General features: G+C 45.3%; 25 protein-coding genes, 1 pseudogene and 1 other annotated feature. Of the genes and pseudogenes, 8 read left to right on the top strand and 18 right to left on the bottom strand.

What is annotated here, in order from left to right:
- Positions 1–37: 37 nt before the first annotated feature.
- From ACM1ND_RS09540 to ACM1ND_RS09525, 4 genes are all read right to left on the bottom strand, one after another.
- Entirely contained in the window at positions 38–1,423 is a 1,386-nt protein-coding gene (locus ACM1ND_RS09540) for an arabinan endo-1,5-alpha-L-arabinosidase (RefSeq protein ID WP_023988073.1), read from the bottom strand.
- Positions 1,424–1,503: 80 nt separating this feature from the next.
- Entirely contained in the window at positions 1,504–2,346 is an 843-nt protein-coding gene (locus ACM1ND_RS09535) for a carbohydrate ABC transporter permease (protein ID WP_023988072.1), read from the bottom strand.
- Positions 2,347–2,373: 27 nt separating this feature from the next.
- A complete protein-coding gene (locus ACM1ND_RS09530) occupies positions 2,374–3,264 on the bottom strand; it encodes a carbohydrate ABC transporter permease (protein ID WP_023988071.1) in 891 nt (296 codons plus the stop codon).
- A 93-nt stretch (positions 3,265–3,357) separates the two neighbouring features.
- The gene (locus tag ACM1ND_RS09525) at positions 3,358–4,701 is read right to left on the bottom strand and encodes an ABC transporter substrate-binding protein (protein ID WP_023988070.1); all 1,344 of its coding nucleotides are present in this window, start codon (positions 4,699–4,701) and stop codon (positions 3,358–3,360) included.
- A gap of 509 nt (positions 4,702–5,210) precedes the next feature.
- On the opposite strand from ACM1ND_RS09525, the gene ACM1ND_RS09520 reads away from it, so the two are divergent.
- Positions 5,211–6,140: an ArsR/SmtB family transcription factor gene (locus tag ACM1ND_RS09520; RefSeq protein WP_023988069.1), complete on the top strand. Its 930-nt coding sequence runs from the start codon at positions 5,211–5,213 to the stop codon at positions 6,138–6,140.
- A gap of 58 nt (positions 6,141–6,198) precedes the next feature.
- Here ACM1ND_RS09520 and ACM1ND_RS09515 read toward each other — a convergent pair whose 3' ends face one another.
- Both ACM1ND_RS09515 and ACM1ND_RS09510 read right to left on the bottom strand, forming a co-directional pair.
- Entirely contained in the window at positions 6,199–6,909 is a 711-nt protein-coding gene (locus ACM1ND_RS09515; RefSeq protein ID WP_339201844.1) for a DUF1361 domain-containing protein, read from the bottom strand.
- Between the two features lie 95 nt (positions 6,910–7,004).
- Positions 7,005–7,613 carry a DUF1349 domain-containing protein gene (locus tag ACM1ND_RS09510; RefSeq protein ID WP_075154043.1) on the bottom strand — a complete coding sequence of 203 codons (609 nt, stop codon included), beginning with the start codon at positions 7,611–7,613 and terminating at the stop codon, positions 7,005–7,007.
- A gap of 189 nt (positions 7,614–7,802) precedes the next feature.
- Positions 7,803–8,041: a binding site (T-box leader), on the top strand.
- Between the two features lie 43 nt (positions 8,042–8,084).
- Here ACM1ND_RS09510 and ACM1ND_RS09505 point away from each other — a divergent pair.
- Positions 8,085–9,269, top strand: coding sequence for an aminotransferase class I/II-fold pyridoxal phosphate-dependent enzyme (locus tag ACM1ND_RS09505; RefSeq protein ID WP_418027618.1), 1,185 nt, complete (start codon positions 8,085–8,087; stop codon positions 9,267–9,269).
- A 176-nt stretch (positions 9,270–9,445) separates the two neighbouring features.
- Here the strand turns inward: ACM1ND_RS09505 and ACM1ND_RS09500 are convergent, their stop codons facing one another.
- The 4 genes and pseudogenes from ACM1ND_RS09500 to ACM1ND_RS09485 all read right to left on the bottom strand — a co-directional run bounded on the left by ACM1ND_RS09500 (position 9,446) and on the right by ACM1ND_RS09485 (position 11,263).
- Positions 9,446–10,006: a GrpB family protein gene (locus tag ACM1ND_RS09500; protein ID WP_023988065.1), complete on the bottom strand. Its 561-nt coding sequence runs from the start codon at positions 10,004–10,006 to the stop codon at positions 9,446–9,448.
- A gap of 43 nt (positions 10,007–10,049) precedes the next feature.
- A pseudogene (locus tag ACM1ND_RS09495) lies at positions 10,050–10,199 on the bottom strand (macro domain-containing protein); the annotation flags it as partial.
- Positions 10,200–10,261: 62 nt separating this feature from the next.
- Entirely contained in the window at positions 10,262–10,654 is a 393-nt protein-coding gene (locus ACM1ND_RS09490; RefSeq protein WP_023988064.1) for a hypothetical protein, read from the bottom strand.
- Positions 10,655–10,675: 21 nt separating this feature from the next.
- Positions 10,676–11,263 (bottom strand): TetR/AcrR family transcriptional regulator, encoded by a 588-nt coding sequence (locus tag ACM1ND_RS09485; RefSeq protein WP_023988063.1) that lies wholly within the window; start codon positions 11,261–11,263, stop codon positions 10,676–10,678.
- A gap of 195 nt (positions 11,264–11,458) precedes the next feature.
- Here ACM1ND_RS09485 and ACM1ND_RS09480 point away from each other — a divergent pair, with 195 nt between their 5' ends.
- Positions 11,459–12,694: an MFS transporter gene (locus ACM1ND_RS09480; protein WP_069080864.1), complete on the top strand. Its 1,236-nt coding sequence runs from the start codon at positions 11,459–11,461 to the stop codon at positions 12,692–12,694.
- A gap of 84 nt (positions 12,695–12,778) precedes the next feature.
- On the opposite strand, the gene ACM1ND_RS09475 is transcribed toward ACM1ND_RS09480, so the two are convergent.
- The 4 genes from ACM1ND_RS09475 to fabF all read right to left on the bottom strand — a co-directional run bounded on the left by ACM1ND_RS09475 (position 12,779) and on the right by fabF (position 16,477).
- Positions 12,779–13,519, bottom strand: coding sequence for a zinc ribbon domain-containing protein (locus ACM1ND_RS09475; protein WP_069080855.1), 741 nt, complete (start codon positions 13,517–13,519; stop codon positions 12,779–12,781).
- Positions 13,520–13,613: 94 nt separating this feature from the next.
- Positions 13,614–14,570, bottom strand: a complete 957-nt coding sequence (locus ACM1ND_RS09470; protein ID WP_071559648.1) for a helix-turn-helix transcriptional regulator — start codon at positions 14,568–14,570, stop codon at positions 13,614–13,616.
- A 20-nt stretch (positions 14,571–14,590) separates the two neighbouring features.
- On the bottom strand, positions 14,591–15,097 hold the full coding sequence (locus ACM1ND_RS09465; RefSeq protein ID WP_071558923.1) for a GNAT family N-acetyltransferase: 507 nt from the start codon (positions 15,095–15,097) through the stop codon (positions 14,591–14,593).
- 141 nt (positions 15,098–15,238) lie between these two features.
- Positions 15,239–16,477, bottom strand: a complete 1,239-nt coding sequence (fabF, locus tag ACM1ND_RS09460) for a beta-ketoacyl-ACP synthase II (protein WP_071558924.1) — start codon at positions 16,475–16,477, stop codon at positions 15,239–15,241.
- Between the two features lie 163 nt (positions 16,478–16,640).
- Between fabF and ACM1ND_RS09455 the strand changes: the two genes are divergently transcribed.
- The 4 genes from ACM1ND_RS09455 (at position 16,641) to ACM1ND_RS09440 (ending at position 21,697) form a co-directional block, all read left to right on the top strand.
- On the top strand, positions 16,641–17,480 hold the full coding sequence (locus ACM1ND_RS09455) for a helix-turn-helix transcriptional regulator (RefSeq protein WP_023988057.1): 840 nt from the start codon (positions 16,641–16,643) through the stop codon (positions 17,478–17,480).
- Positions 17,481–17,615: 135 nt separating this feature from the next.
- A complete protein-coding gene (locus ACM1ND_RS09450; RefSeq protein WP_071558925.1) occupies positions 17,616–19,430 on the top strand; it encodes a DEAD/DEAH box helicase in 1,815 nt (604 codons plus the stop codon).
- A 1-nt stretch (position 19,431) separates the two neighbouring features.
- On the top strand, positions 19,432–20,382 hold the full coding sequence (locus tag ACM1ND_RS09445; protein ID WP_053325174.1) for a YqhG family protein: 951 nt from the start codon (positions 19,432–19,434) through the stop codon (positions 20,380–20,382).
- A gap of 58 nt (positions 20,383–20,440) precedes the next feature.
- Positions 20,441–21,697 (top strand): hypothetical protein, encoded by a 1,257-nt coding sequence (locus ACM1ND_RS09440; protein WP_418027617.1) that lies wholly within the window; start codon positions 20,441–20,443, stop codon positions 21,695–21,697.
- A gap of 98 nt (positions 21,698–21,795) precedes the next feature.
- Here the strand turns inward: ACM1ND_RS09440 and ACM1ND_RS09435 are convergent, their stop codons facing one another.
- On the bottom strand, positions 21,796–21,987 hold the full coding sequence (locus ACM1ND_RS09435; RefSeq protein WP_023988052.1) for a YqzE family protein: 192 nt from the start codon (positions 21,985–21,987) through the stop codon (positions 21,796–21,798).
- Positions 21,988–22,277: 290 nt separating this feature from the next.
- Here ACM1ND_RS09435 and ACM1ND_RS09430 point away from each other — a divergent pair, with 290 nt between their 5' ends.
- On the top strand, positions 22,278–23,039 hold the full coding sequence (locus tag ACM1ND_RS09430) for an N-acetylmuramoyl-L-alanine amidase (RefSeq protein WP_023988051.1): 762 nt from the start codon (positions 22,278–22,280) through the stop codon (positions 23,037–23,039).
- On the opposite strand, the gene ACM1ND_RS09425 is transcribed toward ACM1ND_RS09430, so the two are convergent.
- The 3 genes from ACM1ND_RS09425 to ACM1ND_RS09415 all read right to left on the bottom strand — a co-directional run bounded on the left by ACM1ND_RS09425 (position 23,014) and on the right by ACM1ND_RS09415 (position 25,497).
- A complete protein-coding gene (locus ACM1ND_RS09425) occupies positions 23,014–23,949 on the bottom strand; it encodes a divergent polysaccharide deacetylase family protein (protein ID WP_053325173.1) in 936 nt (311 codons plus the stop codon). The genes ACM1ND_RS09430 and ACM1ND_RS09425 overlap by 26 nt on opposite strands.
- 125 nt (positions 23,950–24,074) lie before the next feature.
- Positions 24,075–24,587, bottom strand: a complete 513-nt coding sequence (msrA, locus tag ACM1ND_RS09420; protein ID WP_028542807.1) for a peptide-methionine (S)-S-oxide reductase MsrA — start codon at positions 24,585–24,587, stop codon at positions 24,075–24,077.
- A 70-nt stretch (positions 24,588–24,657) separates the two neighbouring features.
- A complete protein-coding gene (locus ACM1ND_RS09415) occupies positions 24,658–25,497 on the bottom strand; it encodes a MerR family transcriptional regulator (RefSeq protein ID WP_053325172.1) in 840 nt (279 codons plus the stop codon).
- Positions 25,498–25,617: the final 120 nt, after the last annotated feature.

The raw sequence follows: 25,617 nt of genomic DNA, 5'->3' as shown, positions 1-25,617 counted from the left end.
TTTTCTCTCCTCTATGTGTAGTATGTAGTTCATACAATTAATCGCTGATACGTTTTCCCCAGATGGAAATTCCCTTTTCATTCATACCTGTGAAAATTAGAGTATGGCGACCGAGCTCCCAGTCCCATGAAGGAAGCAATAACAGTTCTTCCTTTGTTCCTTCGGATGTATTGCTCCAATCCATTGTTAGAGTACGCTTGCCATCAAAGCTCCAGTGACCTTCAAGAGAACCACTGGTTGCCCGCCCTCCATCTTCAAGACGGAGCGGTTCAGCTTCCACCTGACCATCTACTTCCTGCCTTATCACGATGCGCTCCCAGTTGCCGGATAATAGCCTTTTGGGTATATCCTGCTCCTTTTCCCCCGCATAGCGCTCCGGAGAGACGACCGGCCAGCCCTCTGCCGTCCATAATATTTTGCGTACATGCAGGTACGGCCAGCTCTTGTCCGTTTCTCCCCGCGCATGATGTACAATATAATAATCCGCACCGTCCTTCAGGACAGAATTGTGACCTGGCGCAACCCAGCCTTCTCCTTCGCTGAACCGATAACCGCCCAATACCTTGTTTCCAATCTCGTATTGAGGCAAATAGCTGGTATCTGCCATGTCATGTCCATTCATGTCCACATAAGGCCCTGTGATAGAATCTGAGCGAGCAACGCGAACATTGTAGTCCTCGAACAAAGAATCATACGAGACGAACAAGTAGTATTTACGGAACATTGGATTGTACACAATGTAAGGCCCTTCTACAGCACCGTCCTCAGTTGCCCGATCTCTGGCAGCGATATTTTTGCCATAGCCGGACTCTTTAAGCTTTCCAGTCAGGGGATCAAGCGGCGTAATGTAAATACCGCCGAAAAAAGAGCCGTATACCATCCATGGATTTCCCTCTGCATCCAGCACCGGATTGGCATCAATCGCATTCAGCTTGTCATGCTCTCTCGTTTTAACGACCAGCCCCTCATCCTTCCAAGGGCCTTCCGGGGAGCTGGATGTCTGCAATCCGATCGCAGACCGTGTGCTGCCAAAGGTAGAAGCGGAGTAATACATCCGATAGGTATCACCCATCTTGATGATGTCCGGTGCCCACAGATTGGTTGCTGATGACCACGCCTCCGCTTCCTTTGGAATGCCGGGGAGTGCATACTGAACCCAGTTCCAGTGAATCAGATCAGTCGATTTGCGTACCATAACACCAGGTCTCAATTCTCCACCTGTCTTTACATCCGTTGAGTAGACATAATAGCCTTGATCTGTTTTGATAATCGCCGGGTCATGTGCATTGTTAATGGTCCAGCGCTGTTCATCGTTAATCGTACTTTGATCATACAAGTGATCGGGAGGCGGAGCCTGCGGATACACAGGGTCCGGAGTGTTATCCCCACAGCCGGATAGACCCAGCATGAGCAGCATAACCATAACTGTTATTCTCCTCCTTCCTTTACCCATTACATATTGTGACTGCCTTACATCATTCATCCATACCCTCCAAGTGTCAATTAGCCTTTGACACCCGAAATGGCAACCGATTCAATAATTTGTTTCTGGAAGATCAAGAATATAATCAGTACAGGTAACAAGGCTATAATTGATGCTGCCATGATAAGCGGATAGTCCGTCTGAATGGCGTAAGTCGCATTAAAATTCGCGATAACCAGCTGCAGTGTCTGCGTTTCTGGTGAGTTCAAGTAAATAATCGGTGCCAAATAATCGTTCCAAATCCCCATGAACCATAAAATAAGCTGTGCTGCAACTGCTGGCTTAATGAGCGGGAACGTAATCGACGAATAGAGTCGGAAATAAGAACTTCCGTCAATTTTAGCAGCTTCGATAATGGCATCTGGTACACTAAGCAAGTACTGCCGCAGGAAAAAGATCATAACTACATTTCCGAACAAACCTGGAACAATCAGAGGCAAAAGTGTATCGACCCAGCCAAGTTTGGAAAACATCATAAACTGTGGAATCATAACCGTTGGGTATGGAATCATCATAGATGCGATGAGTGCCAAAAACAGTTTGTTTTTATGAGGGAATCTCAGCTTTGCAAATGCAAAAGCGGCCACACTGGATGTAAAGGTACCTATAACGGTAACACTTACAGCCACAATCACGCTGTTCTTGATCCCGCTTAACAAAGGTCCTGCTTCCCAAATTTCCTTATACTTGCCAAACTGGAACACCTCTGGTATCCATACTGGTGGAAGAGCAAAGACATCCTGCTTTTCTTTCACCGAAGTGGACAGCATCCAAAGCAGCGGCGCGATCATCACAATCGCTCCAATCGCTAGTACAATAAAGATAATGGTATTGGTAACTTTCGTTTTTTGACTATGGGACATAATCAGACTCACTCCTTTCCGCGAAAATCAATCCCCATCAAAGGACGATTTTTCATTCATTTTGAATTGAATCAAAGTTACGATAAAAATGAAGATGCCGAGAATCATAGCCATCGCGGAGGCATATCCCATTTGCAGGTTTTTAAATGCCTTATCCCAAATATAAAAGACGATTGAGGCGGATGAGTATTCCGGACCCCCTGTAGGTGTCATAATGTTCATTTCAGTAAAGATTTGCGAACCACCAATGATATTAGTTACGACCAGGAAGAAGGTTACTGGTTTCACCATTGGCCATGTAATATTGCGGAACATCTGGAATCCGCTAGCTCCATCTAGCTCTGCTGCTTCATAATAAGAGCGAGACACGCTTTGCAGGGCTGCCAAATATAGCAGCATCGTATAGCCGAGACCCTTCCAGACGGTCATGAGAATCAAGGCCGGTTTGACCGTATCCTTATCCATCAGCCAGTTAGGACCCTTAATACCGAATATTTCGAGGAATTGGTTCACCAAACCATAGTCTCCGTTGTATGCCCAGTTCCACATAATAGAAACGGCAGCCAACGAAGAAATAACCGGGATATAGTAAATCACACGAAATGTTGTCGTACCTGGAATCTTGCGATTCAAACCTAGTGCCAGCAGTAAAGCTAGTACAAGACCGATTGGAATACCCAGCATTAAGAAAAGAGTATTGTACATCGATTTATAAAAGAGCTCATCGCTAAATAAATCTTTAAAATTGTCGAAACCAATAAAATTCATTTGTCCCAATCCGTCCCAGTCTGTAAAAGAGCCGTATAACGAATAGACAAACGGGAATAACGTAAAGATTAGCAGACCGAGAATAGGTGGAAGAATAAATAAGTATCCATATATCTTCTCTTTGCGGTAGAGATTAGATTTGGTTATCACAGGGCTCACCTCTGTTTCTAATTTGGAATGAAGATGATGTTAGCAGCATGATATTTAGCCACTAACATCATCCTTTTTTCCTCTATTTACGCATTATTTCTGTGATTTTTTCTCTTGCTCCACCGCTTTATCCAGCAGTTTCTGCATTTTCGGTTGTTCTTGCTTCAGATAATCTGCCGCCGTAATTTTGCCGTCCAGTACAGGCTGAATATCTGTGAAGAAAATATCATACCATTCTGCATTATACGTATAGTTGCCTGGTAATGAGCGTCCATAGTCATTTACGATATCAATAAATTCCTGTTTATTGTTAGGCTTGGTTTTCGTATCTTTGGACCATTCATCAGCCATGTCCAGCAGATTCGGAATTTGTACCTTGGCATCTACCAGCTGCTTCATTCCTTCTTTGGAAGTGGTCAGGTAATTAACCAGTTCTACAGCTTCATCTGGATATTTTGTTTTAGAGGAAACACCGATACCCAGGGAACCAATCCATGTTGCCGATTTTCCAGTCGATCCGGCTGGGAACGGCAGCAAATCATATTCGAATGGCAGTTTTTCAAATGTACTCATATCCCAAGGACCTACCGGGAAGAATGCCATTTCGCCCTTCATCCAACGTTGGTATGTGTCCAATGTTTGCGATTGTTCAATACCAGGTGTGATTTTATATTTGTTTTGCATGTCAGCAAAGTACTGAAGCGCTTCCGCAAATTTCGGATCATCAACCGTTACTTTGGTTTTGCTCTCATCCAGCCAATCCGCCCCATTGCTCCATACAAAGGCTTGTAATGCCCACTGAACGTTAAAGCCTGTACCATACTGATCTGGCTTGCCGTCACCATTGGTATCTTTGGTTAACTCTTGGTTGACCTTGATGAACTCATCCCATGTATACGGTTTGTCTTTATCAGGCAAAGGCACGCCCGCTTTTTCGAACATCGTTTTGTTGTAGCCAAGTGCGAATGGACCCAAGTCCTTCGGCATACCGTAAATATCTCCTTGACCGGCCATTTTACCGTCATAGCGATATAAATCCACACCGTATTTCCAAATGTTATCTAGGTTTATATCCTTATTCTTCTCAATGTAAGGGGTGAGGTTCTTCAGTACCCCACTGTTTACATAAGCTTTCACATCTCCAGGGTTAAAATAAAAAACATCTGGAAGATTATTTCCTGTGATCGCAGCTCTAAGCTTTGTAGCATATTGGTCCGCTGCTGTCACGACCATTTTAACCTTTACGCCAGGATGTTCCGCTTCAAATTTCTTAATTACTTCCTTATAAGCCTTTTGCTCATCTGTTCCACCACGGAACATGAATGTCAGTTCCTTGCTTCCATCACTACTGGAACTTCCCCCGCCACAACCAGTCAATGCAGCCATCATTAACAACAGAACAACCATTGCTATTGCAAAACCTTTTTTCTTTATCAACGCGACCCCTCCTAAATTTAAATGAAACCGCATACATTTGGTGTTAAAATAACTTCATACCACTCGGCCTAATCTTTAACTGTGCGGTACACAACCCGTTGTTGATTGCCGCTGTGATTATCATCCCTCTCATGTACCATATAATTAACATTTTACTTTATCAATAATGAATTCGTTTACAAACAAAATATAGCATGCCCTTCCTCAGTTCGTCAATGTATTTTTCAATCTTTTTAAATAATTATAAAACATAGATTAGAGTAATATGAAAAGCAAAATTAAATCGTACTTAAGTTAATTTTTATCTAAAAAACTAGAAATAAAACTTAAATACGATTCATTTTTGAAATAATCTCTAATTTGGAGTCTAATTCACTCCCCTCTTTATTTAGTAAAAAAAATTTACAAAAAAGCAGTTTACTTCTTTTTGATTTTATTTTAACATAAATCAAAGTAAAAAATATAAGCGCTTACATCACAATTTTTATAGATAAGGATGGTCTATAGATATGATTTATATTAAGGACTTAATGTCAGGGTTAGATATTTTTAAAGCACTGGGGTCAGAAATCCGCATTCAAATTCTCGAGCTACTTGCTTATCAGGGCCAAAGTATGAATGACATTGCCAACAAACTTAATTTGAGCAACGGTACCATTACAATGCATATTCGAAAGTTGGAAGAATGCGGCCTTGTGGAGATCAATACCGTGAGCGGCAAGCACGGTACCCGAAAAATGTGTTATTTGAACAAGGATAAGCTGATGGTAGATTTGCGCAGCAGAGAACAAAAAAATGTGTATGAGGTTGAGATTCGCGTAGGTCATTATAGTAACTACCAAGCGTCCCCCACTTGTGGATTGGTGACCCGAGACAGCATAATCGGTGATTTTGATGATCCACGCTATTTTGCAGATCCCGGGCGGCTGGAGTCGGAAATGATCTGGATGGCCGAAGGTTTTTTGGAATACCGCATCCCCAACTATCTGAAAGCGAATCAATCCTTTAAGGAAATTCAATTCTCCGCAGAACTGGGCTCAGAAGCACCCTGCTATTGTGAGGAATATCCCTCTGACATTTGTTTTCATATTAACGGTATCCCTATTGGGCACTGGACCAGCGCCGGAGATTTTGGAGAAGTGCCGGGGGTTCTGAATCCAGATTGGTGGCCACCGCATTTGAATCAATATGGTATGCTCAAATTAATTCGCATCAATCAGCATGGCAGCTTCATTGACGGGTGCCGCATATCCGAAGTCACAATAGACGATATTAACCTTAACTATAAAAGCGACATTACACTCCGTTTATCCGTAACCGATCAATCGGAAAACAAAGGTGGGCTCACTATTTTTGGCAAAAGATTCGGGAATTTCAGTCAGGATCTGCTTGTACGCGTACTTTACGATGTGCACGGGGAGGACAACACTAACTCCTGACACTCTACATGTAAAAAAATAGGCCGAAGCCTGTATTCATTGAATACATGTCCTCGGCCTAAACATCCTGATTCTCACTTAAAGAGATATAGATCAATAAATAAAAAATGACTGCTATCCCAAACACCAGCCAGCAAAAGGACAGCAAATGAAGCCTTGGTCCTGCATGTACTCCCCATCTCCAAATATCCGCAAGGAGCACCAGTGGCTGCAATAATACATCCCAGCTATTCCAGCGAGCAAATCTGCCAATATATACGCCTATGCTGGCCAGCCACAACAACACAAAAACTACAGCCCATGCGAGTCCACCTGAACAAACCCTCCTCAGCATATGGTGGATCACCAATACACAAAGGGATGTAAGAAAAAGGCCCAGCCCTGCTGCTGAAAAAGACGTAAATAAGATAAACCAAAATTGTGTGTTCAACCAAAAACGTGTATCAGGATTCATATCGTAAAAACGAAACGCATGAAGTAACTCAGTCACCAAATAAAGAGCATTCGGCAGAAAAAACAACCATACAATTGAAGAAAAAAATAAAAGAATACTTCTCACTTTTGTACTTTGCAGTCTGGATAAAGCCATCATTCCCAGAGTGATAAAGACCGGAACCCAGGCCAGGAATATATCCCAGTACAGAAATTGATACATCCTCGTTCCGCTTGTGGACTGTAAATACATAATGAGTCCGAAACAGCCCAACGTAGCTACAAGCAGCACTCCCAACAAACTGGGCAGCTTGTAGCCCTTCCTTCTTAACAGCAAGTTTCCATCTACCTCCTGCCTGAGTATGCGTATATACGTCTTTTTAAGTCCTATTTTATAGCGCTTTCATACTTAGAGAGAAAGCCTTTGTCTATTTACTCCACATTTCGTATGTCCTCGGATACATGGTTTGTTATCGTCAAGGCATCAAAGGTAACAGCACAGCCCTCCCCCACCGGGGATTGAGCAACAACTCCAACTTTTAGCTGGTTAGGAACATTCATACCAAAATATCTCGCCAGCTTCCAATGCTGACCGTCTGATGAATAATGGAATGCAAAGCAATTTCCAGCTCGTGCCACTCGTAAATATGGATTGGACACGTCCATCGCCCCAGAGATACAATCATCGGATGTATCCCGAGTGACCACACTAAGAATAGATGGAGTGCTTTCAAAATATTCAAAACACAGCTTAGCCCAGTGGGTATCATCCGCCATCATCATCAAGCATCCTGAATCATAAGGCTGCTTCATATCAACACGGACCCTCGTCCATATTGTAAAATCACCTTGAAGCGTTGTATGCAAAAAGGGTGCGGACGATTTAGTCACTGCGCCAGACGGATCCCTAAAGAAATCTGCCTGTGAAGGTGCAGAAATTTGCAAAGACTTGGAATCATCGAATCTCCACTCAGCCGGCTCATTGATCCAGCTCCAATCCGCCGGCAAAACTTCACTGCTAAAGCGTTCAAATACGTTCATATGGATACCATTCCTCTCTGGCAATATAGTCATATAACACATTGAAATCTGGGGCACAATCCCCTTGATACCACTATATACGTTATTTTCCAGTCGTCAATGATGATGATGTGTCTTTAAAGTTTATAAAAAAAAGACTTGCCATCCTGAAATGTTGTGCTTATAATTACACCTAACTTGATACGGTAACAAATTTCAATGACGAGAACGAGTAAGCTATACAGCGGATTTGCAGAGAGTTGGGGCAGGTGAAAGCCAACATTCCGAGGGTAGCCGAACGCCATCTCTGAGAAGCGGGCTGAACCTGAAGTAAGCTCTGCCGCCTTTCCAGCGTTAACCGGAACACGTATTGATGGATACGTGAACAGAGTGTCATTTCCTATGGAATGAAACTAGGGTGGTAACACGGGTATAAACTCGTCCCTTTTACAGGGGCGGGTTTTTTTGTTTTTTAAAAAGGAGGAAATCATCATGACAAATGTATCGACAGCAGTATCAATAACCGATTTTTTGACTCCAGCTGTACGGGAAATGCCACCTTCAGGCATCCGTAAGTTTTTCGAATATAGTACAGGCAGAAAAGATATTGTATCGCTTGGTGTCGGTGAACCTGACTTTGTAACCCCTCAACATGTCAGAAAGGCCTGTATCACAGCACTGGAAAATGGTAAAACATCATACACACCGAATGCTGGTCTTCCCGAGCTTCGTGAGGAGATTGCCGGATATCTGGAGAGCAGCTTCAGCACATCCTACAACCCGACAGATGAAATCATGGTTACCATTGGCAGCAGTGAAGCACTGGATTTGGCACTACGCGCCCTGATCACCGCACACGATGAAATACTCATTCCGGCTCCATGTTATATTTCGTATTCACCCATCACGTTTCTGAACGGAGGACATACCGTAACGGTTGAAACCTCTGCGGATCAGCAGTTCAAGCTGACAGCTGAGGCACTCCAAGCCAAGCTGACTCCACGATCCAAAGTGCTTATTCTCTGTTATCCGAATAATCCGACGGGTGGGGTGATGACCTATGAGGATTGGCTACCGATTGCCCGCCTGGTTGAGGAGCATAATCTTGTCGTCATATCAGACGAAATTTATGCTGAACTGACCTATGGACAGAAGCATGTAAGCTTCGCTGCTCTGCCGGGAATGAAAGAGCGCACCCTGCTCATCAGCGGCTTTTCCAAAGCATTTGCGATGACAGGCTGGAGGGTCGGCTACGTGTGCGGCCCAAGAGAGTTGATTTCAGCTATGCTGAAGATTCATCAATATACCGCCATGTGCGCTCCTATTATCGGGCAAATTGCCGCAATTGAATCCCTGCGTAACGGGCTGGAGGAAAAAGATCGTATGATGGAATCCTACAATCTGCGTAGAAAATGGTTCGTTGAAGGCCTATGTCAGACAGGACTGCCATGTCACGAACCAAACGGTGCCTTCTATGCTTTTCCCTCCATTATGCACACAGGGTTAAGCTCAGAGCAGTTTTCCAAGCGGTTGCTGGAAGAAGAAGGAGTCATTACTGTACCCGGTTCCGCATTTGGCCCAGGCGGCGAGGGCTTTATCCGCTGCTCGTATGCATCATCACGAGAACAGTTGGAAATGGCTTTGGAACGCATCAGCGTATTCTTGAAACGTCTATAAATACGATTTTTCCTATCATGAAATAAACATGAGTACTGGATGAAAGTTACTTTAGCAGCTTCTGAATAAGCTTTTTCTGGTGTGCTGGCAAGCCTTCCGGCCATTCCCCTACACGGCAATCACAAATGTCGGAGATTTCGGCGCTTGGTCGGAAAGTATCCAGGAGTCCGGTCGTCCTAATCTTTAGGATGTCCGGTATTCAGAACATTTTGCACAAAATCAGTCTTGGCCTCCGTGTATGCTTCACGATCATGCTGATTTTCCATCGCCAGCCGTCTTTTTAATACATCATATTGCTGAATCAGCTCAGGCTGTTCACGAAGTCGATTCCGAAACAATAGCTGCTGATCCCAATGCTCATCAGATTTAAGCATGAGATGCAGATGTCCCTTTCTTTGATCCTGTTCCACTTTAACCAAAAATCTTCTCCATTCCCGACCGTCCAATTCAGGTGGAACATAGTTCCAGCCTGCTGGTTGTAAAGCAGATACGACCTGTTCCAGTTGATCCCAAGATTCTAATTTTGCCATAATATCAATAATGGGCTTAGCGGAAAGATTGGGAATTGCCGTGCTTCCTATATGTTCGATTTCCGTCACCTTAAACGGCAGTAATAACTCCCGCAACTGGTGAATGACCTTTAAGCCCTGCTCTGACCAGGCAGGATCAGCATTCACTATTTTTACAGGCTCCGTAGCCCACACCGGCCAATGTTCCTGGTTTTGCTCCTCATGCATTCATGATCCCCCCCTAATTTCCACGCATGTATTCTCTCATTCAGCTGATATTCGGAAAGGCAATGCTTCGTGCATTCAGTTCTAAAGCTAATTGGAGTGCATTATGGTAGCATTTCGCCAATAGCTCCTCTTCCCGATGGTCGCCACCATTCCACACAGGACCGACAGTATGAATAACATATTCAGCATACAGTCACGTTTAATAGTTCAATTTGGGTATCCATTGATCCTGCTCCTCTTCTAAAAATCAACCGTTTATATAGTCATCTTATAGTCTCCACAGGCAATTTCTACTATATCGTCATAGGTTTTCAGCATAAGGTGCTTTAGATTTTTCCCCCGTGCACTTGCTATTGTAGCCAATAACGGCGTATCTGTAAGCTCATCAAAGCTGCTGCCCTGCGTATATTCCCGATCAGACAGGTGCAAAGCAACGTCCAGTTCAATCATGTTGAAGTAGTAGACTTCTGTGAATATCAGTTCGTAGGGCACAAAACCATCTGTTGCTTCCGCTGCCAGCCCCCCATTAATCTCTCCCTTCAAAACTAGCTCCTTCTTCGAATAATTCATATGCACATGGTCCAAATAGATCGCATCTCGTCCATACAATGCTCCAATCGGGGTTTGAACAGCCTTTATCTGTGGCATCCCTGCTTCTTCCCTTCATCTCTATTTTCCATCCAGTAATATAAGTAAAGTCGCAACCGCCTGATCTACAAAAGAGCGCGCTGGACGTGATTTCATCATCACGGTAATCCCGATTAACAAAGAGACCATCGTATGGGCCAGAGCTCGTGCGTCCATGCTAGCCTCCAGCTCTCCTGATCGTATACCGCGCTCAAGGGTTTCCTGAAAGACGGCAGAAAGATACATCTGATGTTCTCTGGTTAAAATTTCAAATCTTTCATCATGAGGGGCTAATTCTACCATCGTATTGATACAAAAGCATCCCCTATTAGGCCCATCCTCGTACTCTTCTGCCACGATTCCTCCAAAAAAATTGTAAAACGCTTCTTTTACAGAAGAATTGCTTTGTAGTCTAGAGCGTACATAAGCAGCGTGGGATTGCGTATATTTGCGCAGCGCGGCTTCGAATAATTGCTTCTTGTCTCCAAAAGCAGCGTAAATGCTAGGGCGCTGAATTCCCATTTTGGAGGTTAAATCGCTTAAAGATGTAGCCTCGAATCCTTTTTCCCAAAAAATTTGCATCGCTGCATTCAACGCTTGATCTTCATCAAATTCCCGTGGTCGAACCATAAGCAGCTCCTTCTTTTCATATCGTTCAGTATATTAAGATTGTATGATCAGGAAAAGAAACTGTCAAATATGTACATGATAAAATCTTGACATTTTATATATGCACGAGTTATATTGACCTAAATTCATTACATACCAATCGGTATATTATACTCAACGGTATGTAAATTACAGAAAGCGACGTGGTATGTGAAAATGAAGACGTCAGAAGAAAAAGCGGTACTCCTCCCTCATCAAACGGTAGCAAATGCTGCCGAAACAGCCCCCATTCCCTCCTTGTCCCGATCTGTGGCACTCTTGTTTGCCATAGCCTGCGGGCTGGCTGTCGCTAACATTTACTATGCACAGCCATTGCTGGATGCGCTGGCAAACGAATTTGGCATTACGCACTCATCGGTAGGCATGGTCATTACCATCACGCAAATTTGTTATGCGTTGGGATTATTGCTGCTCGTCCCGCTTGGCGATCTTTTGAATCGACGACGACTGATTACAGGGCAAATGCTGCTATCCGTGCTGGCACTAATCGTGGTTAGCTTTGCTCCTACCCGTACAATACTGCTTATGGGAATGGCAATGATTGGACTGCTGGCTGTAGTCACTCAAACACTCGTGGCTTTCGCCTCTACCTTGGCTAATCCGACTGAACGTGGGCGTATCGTAGGTCTGGTGACCAGTGGAGTCGTTATCGGCATTCTGCTGGCACGAACCGTGGCCGGTGTATTAACTGATCTGGCAGGCTGGCGTTCAGTTTACCTTGTTTCTGCTATACTTACGCTGTTTATGGCTGTAGCTCTGTTGCGGGTGTTGCCAAAGAACGAACCCACAAGTGTGACACTTTCCTATCCGCAACTGCTCCGCTCGGTTATCGTACTGTTCGTGCAAGAACGAATTCTGCGTATTCGTGCTGTCCTTGCGCTGCTCATTTTTACGGCGTTCAGCATATTGTGGACTTCGCTTGTGTTACCTCTCAGTGCCCCGCCTCTATCTCTTTCACATACAGCCATCGGAGCCTTTGGCCTGGCTGGAGTCGCCGGGGCATTAGCAGCAGCACGAGCAGGGCGTCTTGCCGATCAGGGCTTGGGACAACGGACGACGGGTATCGCACTAGTTGTATTGCTGCTATCCTGGTTACCTATCCGCTACACCGAGCATTCTCTGTTCGCTTTAGTTCTTGGCGTAATACTTTTGGATTTGGCCGTACAGGCTGTACATGTCACCAACCAAAGCCTGATTTTCAATGTTCGCCCTGAGGCACGGAGCCGACTTACTGCAGGCTACATGATATTTTATTCCATCGGTAGCGCCACCGGGGCCATTGCTTCCACTCATATGTACATCTATGCCGGATGGAACGGGGTGTGTCTATTAGGAGCTGGTGTCAGTGCTCTGGCTCTCATCTTTTGGGCTGTAACTCGACGTTCAACTTGATGGGGAGACTGCTATTGATTGAATCAGAAAAACCGCCGGGTCCACGACAATGACCGGCGGTTCTCTTCTGTCACAACAAAATCATCACTTGATTGCAATATAAATCAAAACAGGTTCATCAGGACTGCCGTACACTTCAAAATCACCTGTGTATGTCCGCTCCCCTTGTCCCGTGGCAGCCCACTCCCAGATCGTCTGCCATACACGGAAGACAGAAGAGGGTTCCTGAGTTGCCTGAAAAATGGCGTAGCGTGCAGCCGGAATGACAAGTTCTTCAAGATCATCAGGAGTCTGGAAATCAACAGCCGCTTCCTTCCCGATAAAAAATGTATACTCGCCCAAAGCTCCATTTTCATAGTCAGTATAGCAACCATAGACAGAAGCATGTCCTGCTTTTTCCTTTATCCGACCAGGCACGTCCTCACTCCAAAAACGTTCCCACATGCTTGGAATGATCCCGTGAGATGTTTGTTCATTCTGATTACTTGTACGTGCTTTCAACCCAATCAAACGGATCTCACCTCGATATTCTTCCCGAATGGGTCCATCCAGTGTAAGCCCCGTATCCTCTGAGGACCGCCATCGTTTCAAAAACGGCAGGTAATTACGCAGCATCGAAGTCGCTTCTTCTTCCTGCATCCCCTTCTCTACCAGGAAAGGCACAGACTGCTGAATCATTCCCTCCATAGTCAATTCAGGCTGTACAAATTCGCCTTCCTTGTAACAATACTTGCAATACTCATCCGTTTTATGATGTTGTGCATCCGTTCCATATTGGTCCTCATGCTCCAACGGCATCCCGCAACTTTGACAAGCTTTATCCATCCTCGTAAATCCCCTTTCGCTAACTGATATCAGGTATGCCACCAGTATAACGAAACAAACCTGACAACTATGGGTCAGGTTTGTTTTACTTAATCTAAGATGATTCCCGAACTTCTTCATAATTAGACGCAATACTCAGCGCCATCTTATGAATCTTGTCTCGCAAATGGGTTGGTTCCTTGACAACCACATCCGGTCCCAGGCTTAAAATAAATCCGTACGCCCATGCATCCTCAGGAAACGGGACCGAAACCGTATAGATCCCTTCCTCCTGCTCGGTCAATGCTTCTACGCCAAACCAGTCCTCCGCCAAATGCCTTGAATTACGGTTAAATTGTAGCGTAAATGGTTGTACGGCTCTGGATGCCTCCATCCGTCCCTCATTCCACGGCAGCACTTCATAAGAAAGGTCCCTGCGAGCAAAAACTGTCTCTGTAACCACAGGGTCACTCATGCGGGAGAGTTTGAATAGACGAAACTGCTCCCTATCGGGACAATACGCATATACAAACCATTGTTGTCCTTTCAGAACGAGCGTATGCGGTTCAACATTCCGTTCCGTTATGGCTCCTTCCGCATTTCGATAGGTAAAAGCGACAGTACGCGCTTGGCTCATTGCTTCTTTCACCTTTTTCAATTTGCCTTCCTGTGCAGCTTGATTTCCCCATCCCGAATGATCGACGATAAACTGTGTGGTACGGACACTAAATCGCTCTTTCCCGGACTCCGGTATGATATTTTCAAATTTATGAAGTAACCGCGACACATTTGGGCTGCCCAACGTCGAGGACAAACTCTGCAGCCCCATCACAATGTCCTTGACATCGTTATCCGTCAGCATACTGCGATCCAAACGGTATCCTTCCATCAGACCGATTCCCCCATTGGCTCCCTGATAAGTCACCACCGGAATACCTGCCATACTAATCGCTTCAATATCTCTATAGATCGTCCGGATCGAAACCTCATATAAATCAGCCAGTTCCTTCGCTTGTACTCTATTTTTCTTTAGCAGCAAAATGACGATAGAAAGCAATCGGTCAATTTTCATTTTTTCAAAACCTTTCACCCTTAGTAAAAATAAGCCATGAGTTCCTCATTATATTCCTGTCCGTGATATTCTAAAGCATTCTTTTCTATACCATAGGTTTCAAATCCCAACTTCCTATACAGCTTAACAGCAGCTTGATTGGTAGTTACCACACTCAGGTTAATTTGCTTCAAACCTTCCAATTTTCTACCTTGGCTGATGACTTCCAATAAAAGTTTTTTAGCGATCCCCTGACCTCGGTAGGTCGATGGTACATAAACTCCCCAAATCGTTCCTTTATGCTGCGTTTTTATTTTTTGTTCTCTTCTAAACCCAGTCATACCAGCCAGCTGATGATCCTTTGTAAATGCACCAAGTATGTAATGATCTCGTTTATTTTGTATCTGCTTCACCACATCAGATAATGGAACTCGTGCAGCTTCCTCATAGGAGGTTCCAAAAGCTTCAGGGTTCATTTGCAGGGCTTCCAGTCTCAAATTCCAATACGCTTCAGCGTCTGCTGGTTGTATATTCCTGATTAAAATCATGGTTTCCCGTCCCTCCAAATGTTTTCCTTCATCTTACTCTATCTTTTATCTAAAATGAATCTGTTATTCTTCGATTAAAATAACCTCAGGTGCTCTATCCAGCCGGATAGAATGCCTGAGGTTTCAATAACTCCTTACAAATTATGACTCGTAGCGCTTCAGCACAATAACCGCATTATGACCACCGAAGCCGAAAGAATTAGATAGCCCAATATTTAGTGGAACCTTGCGCGCTTCGTGAGACACATAATCCAGATCGCAAGCAGGGTCTGGATTATCTAGATGCATGGTTGGCGGAATGATACCTTCTCGCAGGCTTTGCACAAGTGCAATCGCTTCAACACCGCCCGCAGCCCCCAGCATATGACCCAGCATGGACTTATTCGCAGTAACCGGAATCTGATAGGCATAATCACCAAAAAGCTTGTGGATTGCAAGGGTCTCAGCGACATCCCCGACAGACGTACTCGTCGCGTGGGCGCTAATCACGTCCACTTCCTCAGGGGAGATGTGAGCCGAACGAAGGGCCGCTTTCATCGCCAAGTAAGCTCCAGTTCCTTCGGGATGCGGTGCAACCATGTGATAAGCATCCGAACTGGCTCCATAACCGATGACCTCACCATAGATTTCCGCACCACGTCGGATAGCGTGTTCCAGTGACTCCAGTACCAGAATACCTGCACCTTCGCTCATGACAAAGCCGTCCCGATTCTGATCAAAAGGTCGACTTGCTATAGAAGGCTCCTCGTTACGTGTGGACAAGGCAGTCGCATTAGCGAAACTCGCCAAGGCCAATCTAGTCACCGCCGCTTCAGCCCCACCGGCAAAAATGACATCTGCATCTCCTGTACGAATCGTCCGAAACGCCTCTCCAATTGCTGTATTCCCAATAGAGCAAGCCGTCACGGGTGAAAGCGTAGGTCCCATCGCTCCAAACGCGATACTAATTTGAGCAGCAGCCATATTCGAGATCATCATAGGTACCAGCGTTGGGCTAACTCTACCCGGTCCACGATGTAGCAGCACATCTACATTGTCCACCAACGTATCCAAACCGCCGACTCCCGATCCCACATAAACACCGACACGCTCCAAATCGGTGTGATCCAGTTCCAGACCGGAATCCTTGAGTGCTTGCTCTGCCGCATATAATGCAAACTGAGTAAACCGATCCATTCGTCTAGCATCTTTACGTCCCCATTGTTTTTCTGCATCAAAATCCTGTACCAGTCCAGCAATTTGTGCTTTCAAATCGGACACATCGAATGTATCAATTTTACGTATACCTGAATTGCCTTCCAGCAAATTCTTCCACAACGTGTCCACTTCATTACCCAGTGGGGAAACGACACCCATACCTGTTATCACTACTCTTTGCATAAGCTATTCATTCCTCCTGCTCGGTGACTTACTTATAATCCTCATTTTACCCTCGTCTTATCCTATTACAAGTGTTTGTTTATCCTGGTATAATGAACACTACTATAGTAAACGCCTTATTTGCTCACTTCGGATATACCCATTGAATGGAGAGAAAATACCTATGAAAACGGAAGCACGTCTGGAAGCACTGTCTGTTTTTCTAAAAACAAAAAGAGCCCGCCTACACCCACATATGGTCGGTCTCCCCCAAGGATCACGTCGCAGAACACCAGGCTTGCGCAGAGAAGAAGTCGCTCAGCTGGCAGGTGTCAGTACGACTTGGTATACCTGGCTGGAGCAAGGACGAGATATTAAGGTGTCCGCCTCTGTGTTGGATGCTATTGCTGCCGCATTGCAGTTGAACACAGACGAGCGCAAATATTTGTATGATTTGGCGATCGAGGCCGGGTCTCACAGCCTTCCTGCTCCTGCAGAGCAAGCCGTCATTTCCCCCTCTCTGCAAAAGATCGTACAAGAGCTACACTACTGCCCTGCTATTATTTCAGATCGGCGCTGTCATATTGTCGGCTGGAACGCCGCTGCTGCTCATGTTTTTATGGATTTTGCCGAGCTACCCCATGAGCAACGCAATATGATTGAACTGCTATTCACCAAAAAGGAGTTTAAAAGTCTAGCCGTGAATTGGGAACACTTTGTAAAGGGATTCCTTGCTATTTTCCGCGCTTATTACGGGCAATACGTGACAGACCCCTGGTATGCACAATTTATACAAAATATGAGCCAGGCCTACCCAGAGTTTAACGAGCTTTGGAATCAGAGTGAAGTAAGCTCCGCACCGGAGGTGCTCATTGAATTTCGTCATGCCAAGGCTGGCAAAATGCTATTTGACCTGACTTCTCTTCAGGTACAAGGCAGTGTTGATCTCCGTTGTAGCATTTACACCCCCAATGCGCAAACCTCTACGGAAAGTAAACTCCAAAAGTTAATGGAAGGCAGCTAAAGGATTTCATCCCTCCTGTTATGAAGATATCTTTTTCCGTCCATACTACATCTACGATCTGTGCTAAATAGATGCCACATATGTGACAGAACCAAGAGCTTCAACTGTGCTACTACCAGGAGGGAGGGAATCATCATGAAAGCCAAATCGACAAGTTCCCCGCATATACACAATCAAGCGCCACTGCCTGTTCCGGTGCAATTTGATCGAAGCTGGCAGGATGAGCTGGACCAACGCCTACGCAAAGGTGGCCCTTGGGGAGATTGGAATCTGTATCAGCTGGCCATTGAGGCTGAAAAAGCCAAGCTGGTGCCGAGCTTCGATGAGCTTCAATGTCTACAGCATTTGCAAGACCTCACTCCACTACCCCATCAGCTGGATACCGCTCGGAAGGTACTGTTTCAAATGTCCGGACGTGCCATTCTTGCCGATGAAGTCGGCCTAGGCAAAACGATCGAAGCTGGAATGATCCTAAAAGAATATCTGGTTCGCGGGCTGGCTTCCAAAGTGCTTATTCTTGTACCCGCATCCCTGGTCCTACAATGGGTGCGTGAGCTGAACAGCAAATTCGGTATTCCCGCTGTTGCCCAGAAGAAAGCGTATTCTTGGTCTTCCGAGGTCGTCGTGGCCTCTATGGATACCGCCAAGCGGGAGCCCCATAGTAACATCCTGCTAGATACCGATTATGACCTGCTCATTATAGACGAGGCTCATAAGCTGAAAAATAAAAAGACATCCAACTACCAGTTCATTATGAAGCTGCGTAAAAAATATTGTTTGCTCCTGACAGCAACACCTGTACAAAACGATCTGTCTGAGCTGTTTAACCTGATTACACTGCTCAAGCCCGGTCAATTGGGAAGACATGGCGATTTTTCAGCCAACTTTGTTGTAGATAAACGTCTGCCTAAAAATGAAGATCAGCTCAAGGATGAGCTGTCTAAAGTCATGATCCGCAATCGTCGCGGAGAAGGCCCGGTTCAATTCACCAAACGAAATGTTTCCAACATTCACTTGGAACTTTCGCCGGAAGAGCAAGCGCTGTACGATGGGGTGACCTCTTTTGTCAAAGAGCAATACCAGGCGAATGGCGGAAATTTAAGTAGCATGCTGTCTCTCGTCACCCTTCAACGGGAAGTGTGCAGCAGCCGGGACGCTGTGTTCGTGACGCTGGTCAATTTATCCAAAAAGATGGCCCCAGACTCTCCTCTACGCGATCGTGTCTGGGATTTGGTTGCACACATTAAAGCGATCAAGGCCAATTCCAAAGCAGAAAAAGCGCTTGAGCTTATCCGTCAGATGAACGAAAAAGTGATCATTTTTACAGAATACCGAGCCACACAGGAGTATTTGCTGAACTATTTCCGTGACCGTGGCCTATCTGCTGTTCCTTACCGAGGCGGCATGAACCGTGGACGCAAGGATTGGATGATGGATCTGTTCCGTGGGCGCATTCAGGTCATGATTGCCACCGAAGCGGGTGGTGAAGGCATTAACCTGCAATTTTGTCACCATATGATTAACTTCGATTTACCGTGGAATCCCATGCGCGTGGAGCAGCGGATCGGACGGGTACATCGACTTGGACAGACGCATGATGTTAATATTTTTAACTTGTCCACAACTGGAACGATTGAGGAGCATATCCTGCATCTGCTGCATGAAAAGATAAATATGTTTGAGATGGTCATTGGCGGATTGGACGTTATTCTGGAGAAGTTTGAGAAGAAAGAATCCATTGAAAAAAGTTTGTATAAAATTATGCTTGAATCCAGTAGCGATGATGAAATTCGCAAAAAAATGCAAAATCTGGGTCACTCGCTGGATTCCATCAAACAGGAAATGGAACAACTGGGCACAGACCAGCCAAACACCGAGAATTTATTAGGCTTAGCAGGCAATACGGTTCCTCCAGGCAAAGCTCGACGCAGTGTGAAGGGAGGTCGCTAGTTTGACCATGAATGCACAGCAAGTCCAGCGCTTTGTCCACACCTATCTGGAAGCTACCGGATGTAGTGTCATCGAGAGGTCGCCCCACCATGTAACCGTCAAGCTTTCTCCAGAAGCGGATAAAGCCTTAACAAACCGCCCCTACTATTGGGGATACGTAGAGCGTACTGGCGTTCCAGCGCAGACGATGTCCTTCACTTTCATCTTTGATGGGGAAGCCTATCGCACAGAACAGGAACGTTTAGCGGATCATACGCCACCAACTCCAGCATCAGGCAACGCAGCACAGGATCAGGTCATGGGGCGTTACTTCGGTCATGTACCGACGTTACCACAATTGGGACCTGGACGTATTTTGCAGGAGGAGCTTCGATATGGAAGCCGTCGGCTGCATCAAATTTTTGAAGCCGCACGAGATGGAGGGAAATATGTTTATTTGTTTGAGCAGCCTGATGCCCGTCAGCTGTCTGCCCGCTCTCCCGTAGTCTATGAAGCTTGGCTCAGCATTTGCTATAAGATTGAATTCGCCTGCGATTTGAAGCGTGAGGAACTTCAGTGGCTAGGTATTTCGCTCAAAAGCGGCACCATTGTAACCGATTTTGGCGCCATGCTCGAAACCCGGCAGCTCAGCCCGCTGCTGGCGGGCAATATGCATGTACAGCCTGCCAAGCTATCTGTCCCTGAAGCTTCCACCTCGCTTGAAAGCTACATCACTGAACAACTCCGTCAGCAAGATTATGGTTGGGCTGAGCAGGCGAAGGAACGATTGCGCGAGGAATTGGAGGTTATTGACCACTACTACGATGATCTAATCAAAGAGCAGAAAGAGGAAGAGGATAAAAAAGAAGCCATTTCAGAGCAGCATCAAGCCCGCCGTAAAGAAATGGTATGGCAATATGAGCCAAAGGTACTCGTATCCGCCATTAACTGCGGGATATTTCATCTGCGGTAACCGATATCTCTCGCTCCTTCGCAGGAAAGTTGCAGAGGTATCGTCAGCTTGTAACATCTTGCTTCAGCCTACATCAGTTTCCGCTGCTGTAACCACAAGTTTGGTTAAACATGTCTCCTATGTATCGACAGCAAAAAGCGAACCTGGATACGACATTTATGCCGACAAGGTGCAGCAGTCTTTTTATCGGACAGGCTGTATGCTGGATAAAAAAGAATGCCTCCGTCGGGCAATCAAGCCGACAGAAAGGTGGATTACATTGAATAAGAGTCATTCCGGGCACTATAGCATAGGTATGATCGCAGCTGTTCTGATCGGCCTGTCCGCAGTCTGTCCGTTCACTTCCATTCATGCGGCTCCCTCAGCCGCACAAGGCAACAATTTAAACTCGGTGTCTCTCTACAACGAAAGCTCGTGGGTTCCTCCATTGAATTCCACGAGTCCTATTCCCCCTTCCCCAGGTGACGTTTCAGCAAGTTTTCCTACTGAGGAGCAAGGCGTGCCCGCAGACGTAAAACAGACTGCGGACAACACGGTACAATCCCTATCATCGCAGCCCCCTTTTGCCTCGTGGAAAGATGCTGAGCTTAGCTATCATCCGCTCGGACCTGGAACCCATAGTTGGCTTGTTCAAGTAAACCGTGCGGGAGAATACATCGGCTACCTGATTATCGGCTCAGACTCCAATGGCGCATATCAACTCAACGAATACGGGAATGGTCCGGGCGGGCCTTATAGTATGGCTGTACTTCGTCAATCCCTGGTGTCGCTCACAGATACTGACCTTTCATCTATCGACAAGCTGCAAATCACACCTATGTATGAGGAACCGCTACTAGCCTACTGGCTGGTGCGTTCCTCTACAGGCAGCGAAATATGTATTGATGCTGTGACTGGCGATCCGTTACCTGTAGAAGTGGCAGATGGGAGTTGGAAACATAAGCTCCAGAACAACGCATTCTCTTTATCTGTACCCTTTTTGAAAACAAAGGCGCAAGCGGTTACGGTCTCGTCTGCTCCTTTTGATCCCTATGACGATCTGGGTTGGCTTCAACCCAAGCAAAAACTTTCTGTCCGTAACACAGCCCAATTTATGGATACACTGAGTATTTCACCGCGTATTATATTTTCTGCCACAGGTATCAATTTTGCCTTTGGAGGTCCCTTATCCATTAGTGGGTATCAGTCCTGGATATCCCCAGATCATCCGTCCCAACCCAATTTATATGCGTTAACCTACCATCATGGACTGTCCCGATTTGTACCATTAAAACAGTTATTGTCAGCTGGTGAATTTTTTCGTTTGGACTCTTAGTTATTAAGAAACACGCAAAATGATTCGGAATGATCCCTACAACACAAAAAGAGACCTCAAATGGCATCCCTATGCCTCTTGTGGTCTCTTTGGCGAGTTTAATGTCGCTCTCTTCGTTCTCTGCGTGTGGATTTCATCCACATTTTCAGAGCCAGAGGCAACATGCCAAACCATTTGCTCACCCACGGCTCTCTGGCTTGTTTTTGACTGCGTCGAACATCACGCGGCGTTTCCATATAGCGAACAATTCGCTGCGTAATATACGTCACCAGTTCGTCACTCTTCGCCATCCTCCATGACCTCCTCTATTCTGCCCCTATCATGTCCATTCACATTGCTTGGAAATATCGGATTTACACGTTAGGTGCAGATACAACTAGCTTGCTCATTTTCCAAAAGGTCTAACCCCTGTGGGAATAACTATGCATGGTTTCCCTTAAATGGAACATACTATCTTCAACATAACAGTTACCTCAAGGCTAATTGTTATGTTTGAAGGCAGCTACGTTGCTTTAGGTTTGATGTCTGTTATGCATGGTTTTTCAGTAAACAATCAATTCGTCCACTGGAGGAATAGAACGTGCGAAAAAAAAAGTTAAACAAGATATGGCTGAAAGGGCTGGGGTTGAGTCTATGCATCCTTTGCAGTGCTGTATTTGCCCCATTTACCTATCTAGCTGCTCAGCCCAACGAGAAAAGTAGCGAACCGAACAAGTATACAGAGGGTCCATCCAACGTACATTCGTCCTATCACGCTTTTGCCAAGCCCGTTGTCCTGATTGATGTAGGCCATGGCGGTGTGGATGGTGGAACAAGTCACAAAGGGCTTTTGGAAAAAGATATCAATCTCGCCATTGCTCAAAAGCTGTACTTGATCTTACGCTCCCAGGGTTACCCTGCTGTCCTGAATCGGGACAAGGACTACGCACTGAGTGACGATAACCGTTGGTTGCAGTCCAAATCCCGGCACCTTAAAGACCTGGCTCAACGTAAAAGTCTAACAGAACAACTGCCCACCGCTTTGGTTGTAAGCCTGCATGTCAATTGGACCAAACGTACCGAAAAACGTGGACCCATTGTGCTGTATCAGGATGAAGGCAGCAGCTATCTGTTGGCTGAACGGATTCAGCATTCATTAAACCGCTTATTTTGCATGAATAGAGAAACAGTGTACGGAAAACCCTTTTATCTTCTGAATAAAATCCAGCATCCCGCTGTAATTGTGGAAACCGGATTTATCAGTAACGAACAGGACAGAGCCATGCTTTCCGGGGATCGCGGTCAAAAAAGCATTGCTGAAGCTGTTGCCGAAGGCATTATTGCGCATCTGACGGCATGGTAGTGTTGGTGGCTGGGTCTCCAGTCCATCCCCATACAGCACGCACCAAATCGCTAATACCCACAAATTTGGCGTGCTCCTTTAGCTTGGGAACCGATGAATGAAGAGCCGAGGATGTATACATGCCAGACACGCCAACGTGCCCAATCGTTACGCATGTATCGTGCTCGTCCAGCCACTCAACCACTTTTGTAAGTTGCCGATTCACATGAGCGAGTGTATGGACATCATCCAGGAAAACATCATTGCGTACCGGTGGCATTCCCTTTTTAGCGGCAAGTTCAGGTACCACTGACCAATAATTAGTACGGCTGTCGACAAAAAATAGTCCATGCTCCTTACAAACATCAAGAACAATAGACATAATGCGTTTATCCGAAGTGACCTTGGAACCCATGTGGTTGTTCATTCCTATCGCATAAGGAACATCCTTTATGGCTGCTGTCACCTTAGCGCGTACTTCTTCATCCGTCATATTTGCCTTAATTGCTCCGGGTCCAAGCCATTCGGGCTTTCCCTGCTTTGGTTCCATTGGAAGATGGACGATGACATCATGACCACGCTTATGCGCTTCCATAGCGTCCTGCTTGGTTGTAGGCAGGAAAGGCATCACAGCAACGGTAATCTTAACGGGTAAATTTAAAATTTGCTCAGTCCCTTTCATATTATTTCCCAGATCGTCGATAATGACGGCAACCATCTTTTGCGGCACGTCCTGTTTGTCTAATGCTTTTGCAACACCAGTACTACAGACCATGAATAACATGCATACCGAAATACAGAGTACTACGGTTCTCCGTATTTTAGAGCTTGAATGGAAAACAGGTACATAAGCTGGCTCTTTCCGGCCGCGAGATGCCTTTAAAGCCTTTTTTATTATGTTTCTCATGTGTAGCTTCCGTCGTGTACTCATTGCGGGTCAGCCTCCTTCTCTGTCCCTTCATTGTGTGAGTAACCTCGTCTAAATATGTATAAGGCAGATCCATGGAATACTCCCTGATCTGCCTTATCGTGCGTAGAAACGTATATTAAAGCCGCTTACCAGTTCTTATCAATAAATTCATCACGGCCTGATTGGGCCCGATCTTCCTTATAGTGCTTCACGTTTTTCTTGTGGTAATCCTGATGATAATCCTCTGCCGGATAAAAAATAGAAGCAGGAAGAATCTCCGTTACAATTGGCTTATCAAAACGTCCACTTTGTACCAACTGCTCCTTGGACTGTTGCGCAAGCTCACGTTGCTGCTCTGTATGATAAAAAATTGCGGGTTTATACTGTGTACCCCGGTCCTGGAATTGACCTTCCCCGTCGGTAGGATCTGTTTGCGGCCAATATAATTCGAGCAGCTTTTCATAAGGAAACAGCTCAGGCTCAAAAGTAATCTGCACCACCTCGTAGTGACCTGTAGTTCCTGTTTTAACCTGCTCGTAGGTCGGATCAGGAATCGTTCCTCCAGTGTATCCTGACACAATGCCATGAATGCCCGGCTGCTCCTCAAACGGAGTCACCATACACCAGAAGCATCCACCTGCAAAAGTTGCTTTCTCCATATTTCATCCAACCTTTCAATAGCTTCAATCATAAAGTGCGTTATTTTTTATCATATCTTAAAAGATAACCTTATAAAAGAAATTTTCTCCCTTTACAAACCTCAACCGATATCCGTATTACATAGTCGTCTGGATTTTTTTCTGCGAAATAGTTGAGCAAATCCACTGCGTACGCACTCCCGCACACAGTCATCCCTTTACTCGCTATATACTCTTTTATAACGGAGTACGCTTCAGACATTGTTTCATATGATCCTCTGTGATTTAAGACAGCATAGAGGCCTTTGGGTTTGGTAACTATTCTCTCTCCCACAGTCGGAGCCTTTAGCTTATTGGCAATATAATCGGAATAATAATCCCCTGACTCAAACCGATCCTTGGATAAAATGGTCCAGATCGGAAACTCATAATCAGTAAAGTGATTTTCGCAATAATCTCGATGTTCACTTAATTTGTGAGCAAACTCCTTATCACCATCACCCTGTTCCAGTTGTGTGGCAATGAAATATTCCTCTTCACATTCTTCTATCGACGGTCCATCGTGTAACTCTCCCTTGGCTTGCTCCGTCATTTCAATGGCATCTTTCAATAGGCTTTGCATCCGTTTTATTCTAATCCGTTCCACTTCAAGGTCATGCAGTTTCTGTTTGAATAGCTCTATGAGCAGAGGCGTATTCTGATTCTCAATAAATTCCTTGATTTCCTGTAGTGAGCTTCCCGCCTTCTTTAGCACATTAATAATATCAAGCGCGTAGCATTGCTGAATGGAGTAAAAACGATAGCCTTTTGAGTTTGTGAATTCTGGTTTCAAGAGCCCGATCTCATCATAATGGAACAGGGTATGTTTGGTGACTCCGCAAGTCTTGGCCAGCTCACTGGTAGTAAAGTATGGGCTGTGACTTTTTGACATAACTCATTCCTCCGTTATGTTTTAGAAGTTTAGTATGTCTATTTTATCCCGAGAATTAGCACTTGACTATAGGGTAACCCTATAGATTAAGGTTTTAAATTGTAATAACTTAAATTTATA

It is taken from the genome of Paenibacillus sp. JJ1722, assembly GCF_048282685.1.
In the GTDB taxonomy this organism is placed as follows: Bacteria; Bacillota; Bacilli; order Paenibacillales; family Paenibacillaceae; genus Paenibacillus; species Paenibacillus polymyxa_B.
The sequence above is the reverse complement of the archived record's forward strand: the minus strand, read 5'-3'. Positions and strand labels throughout refer to the sequence as shown.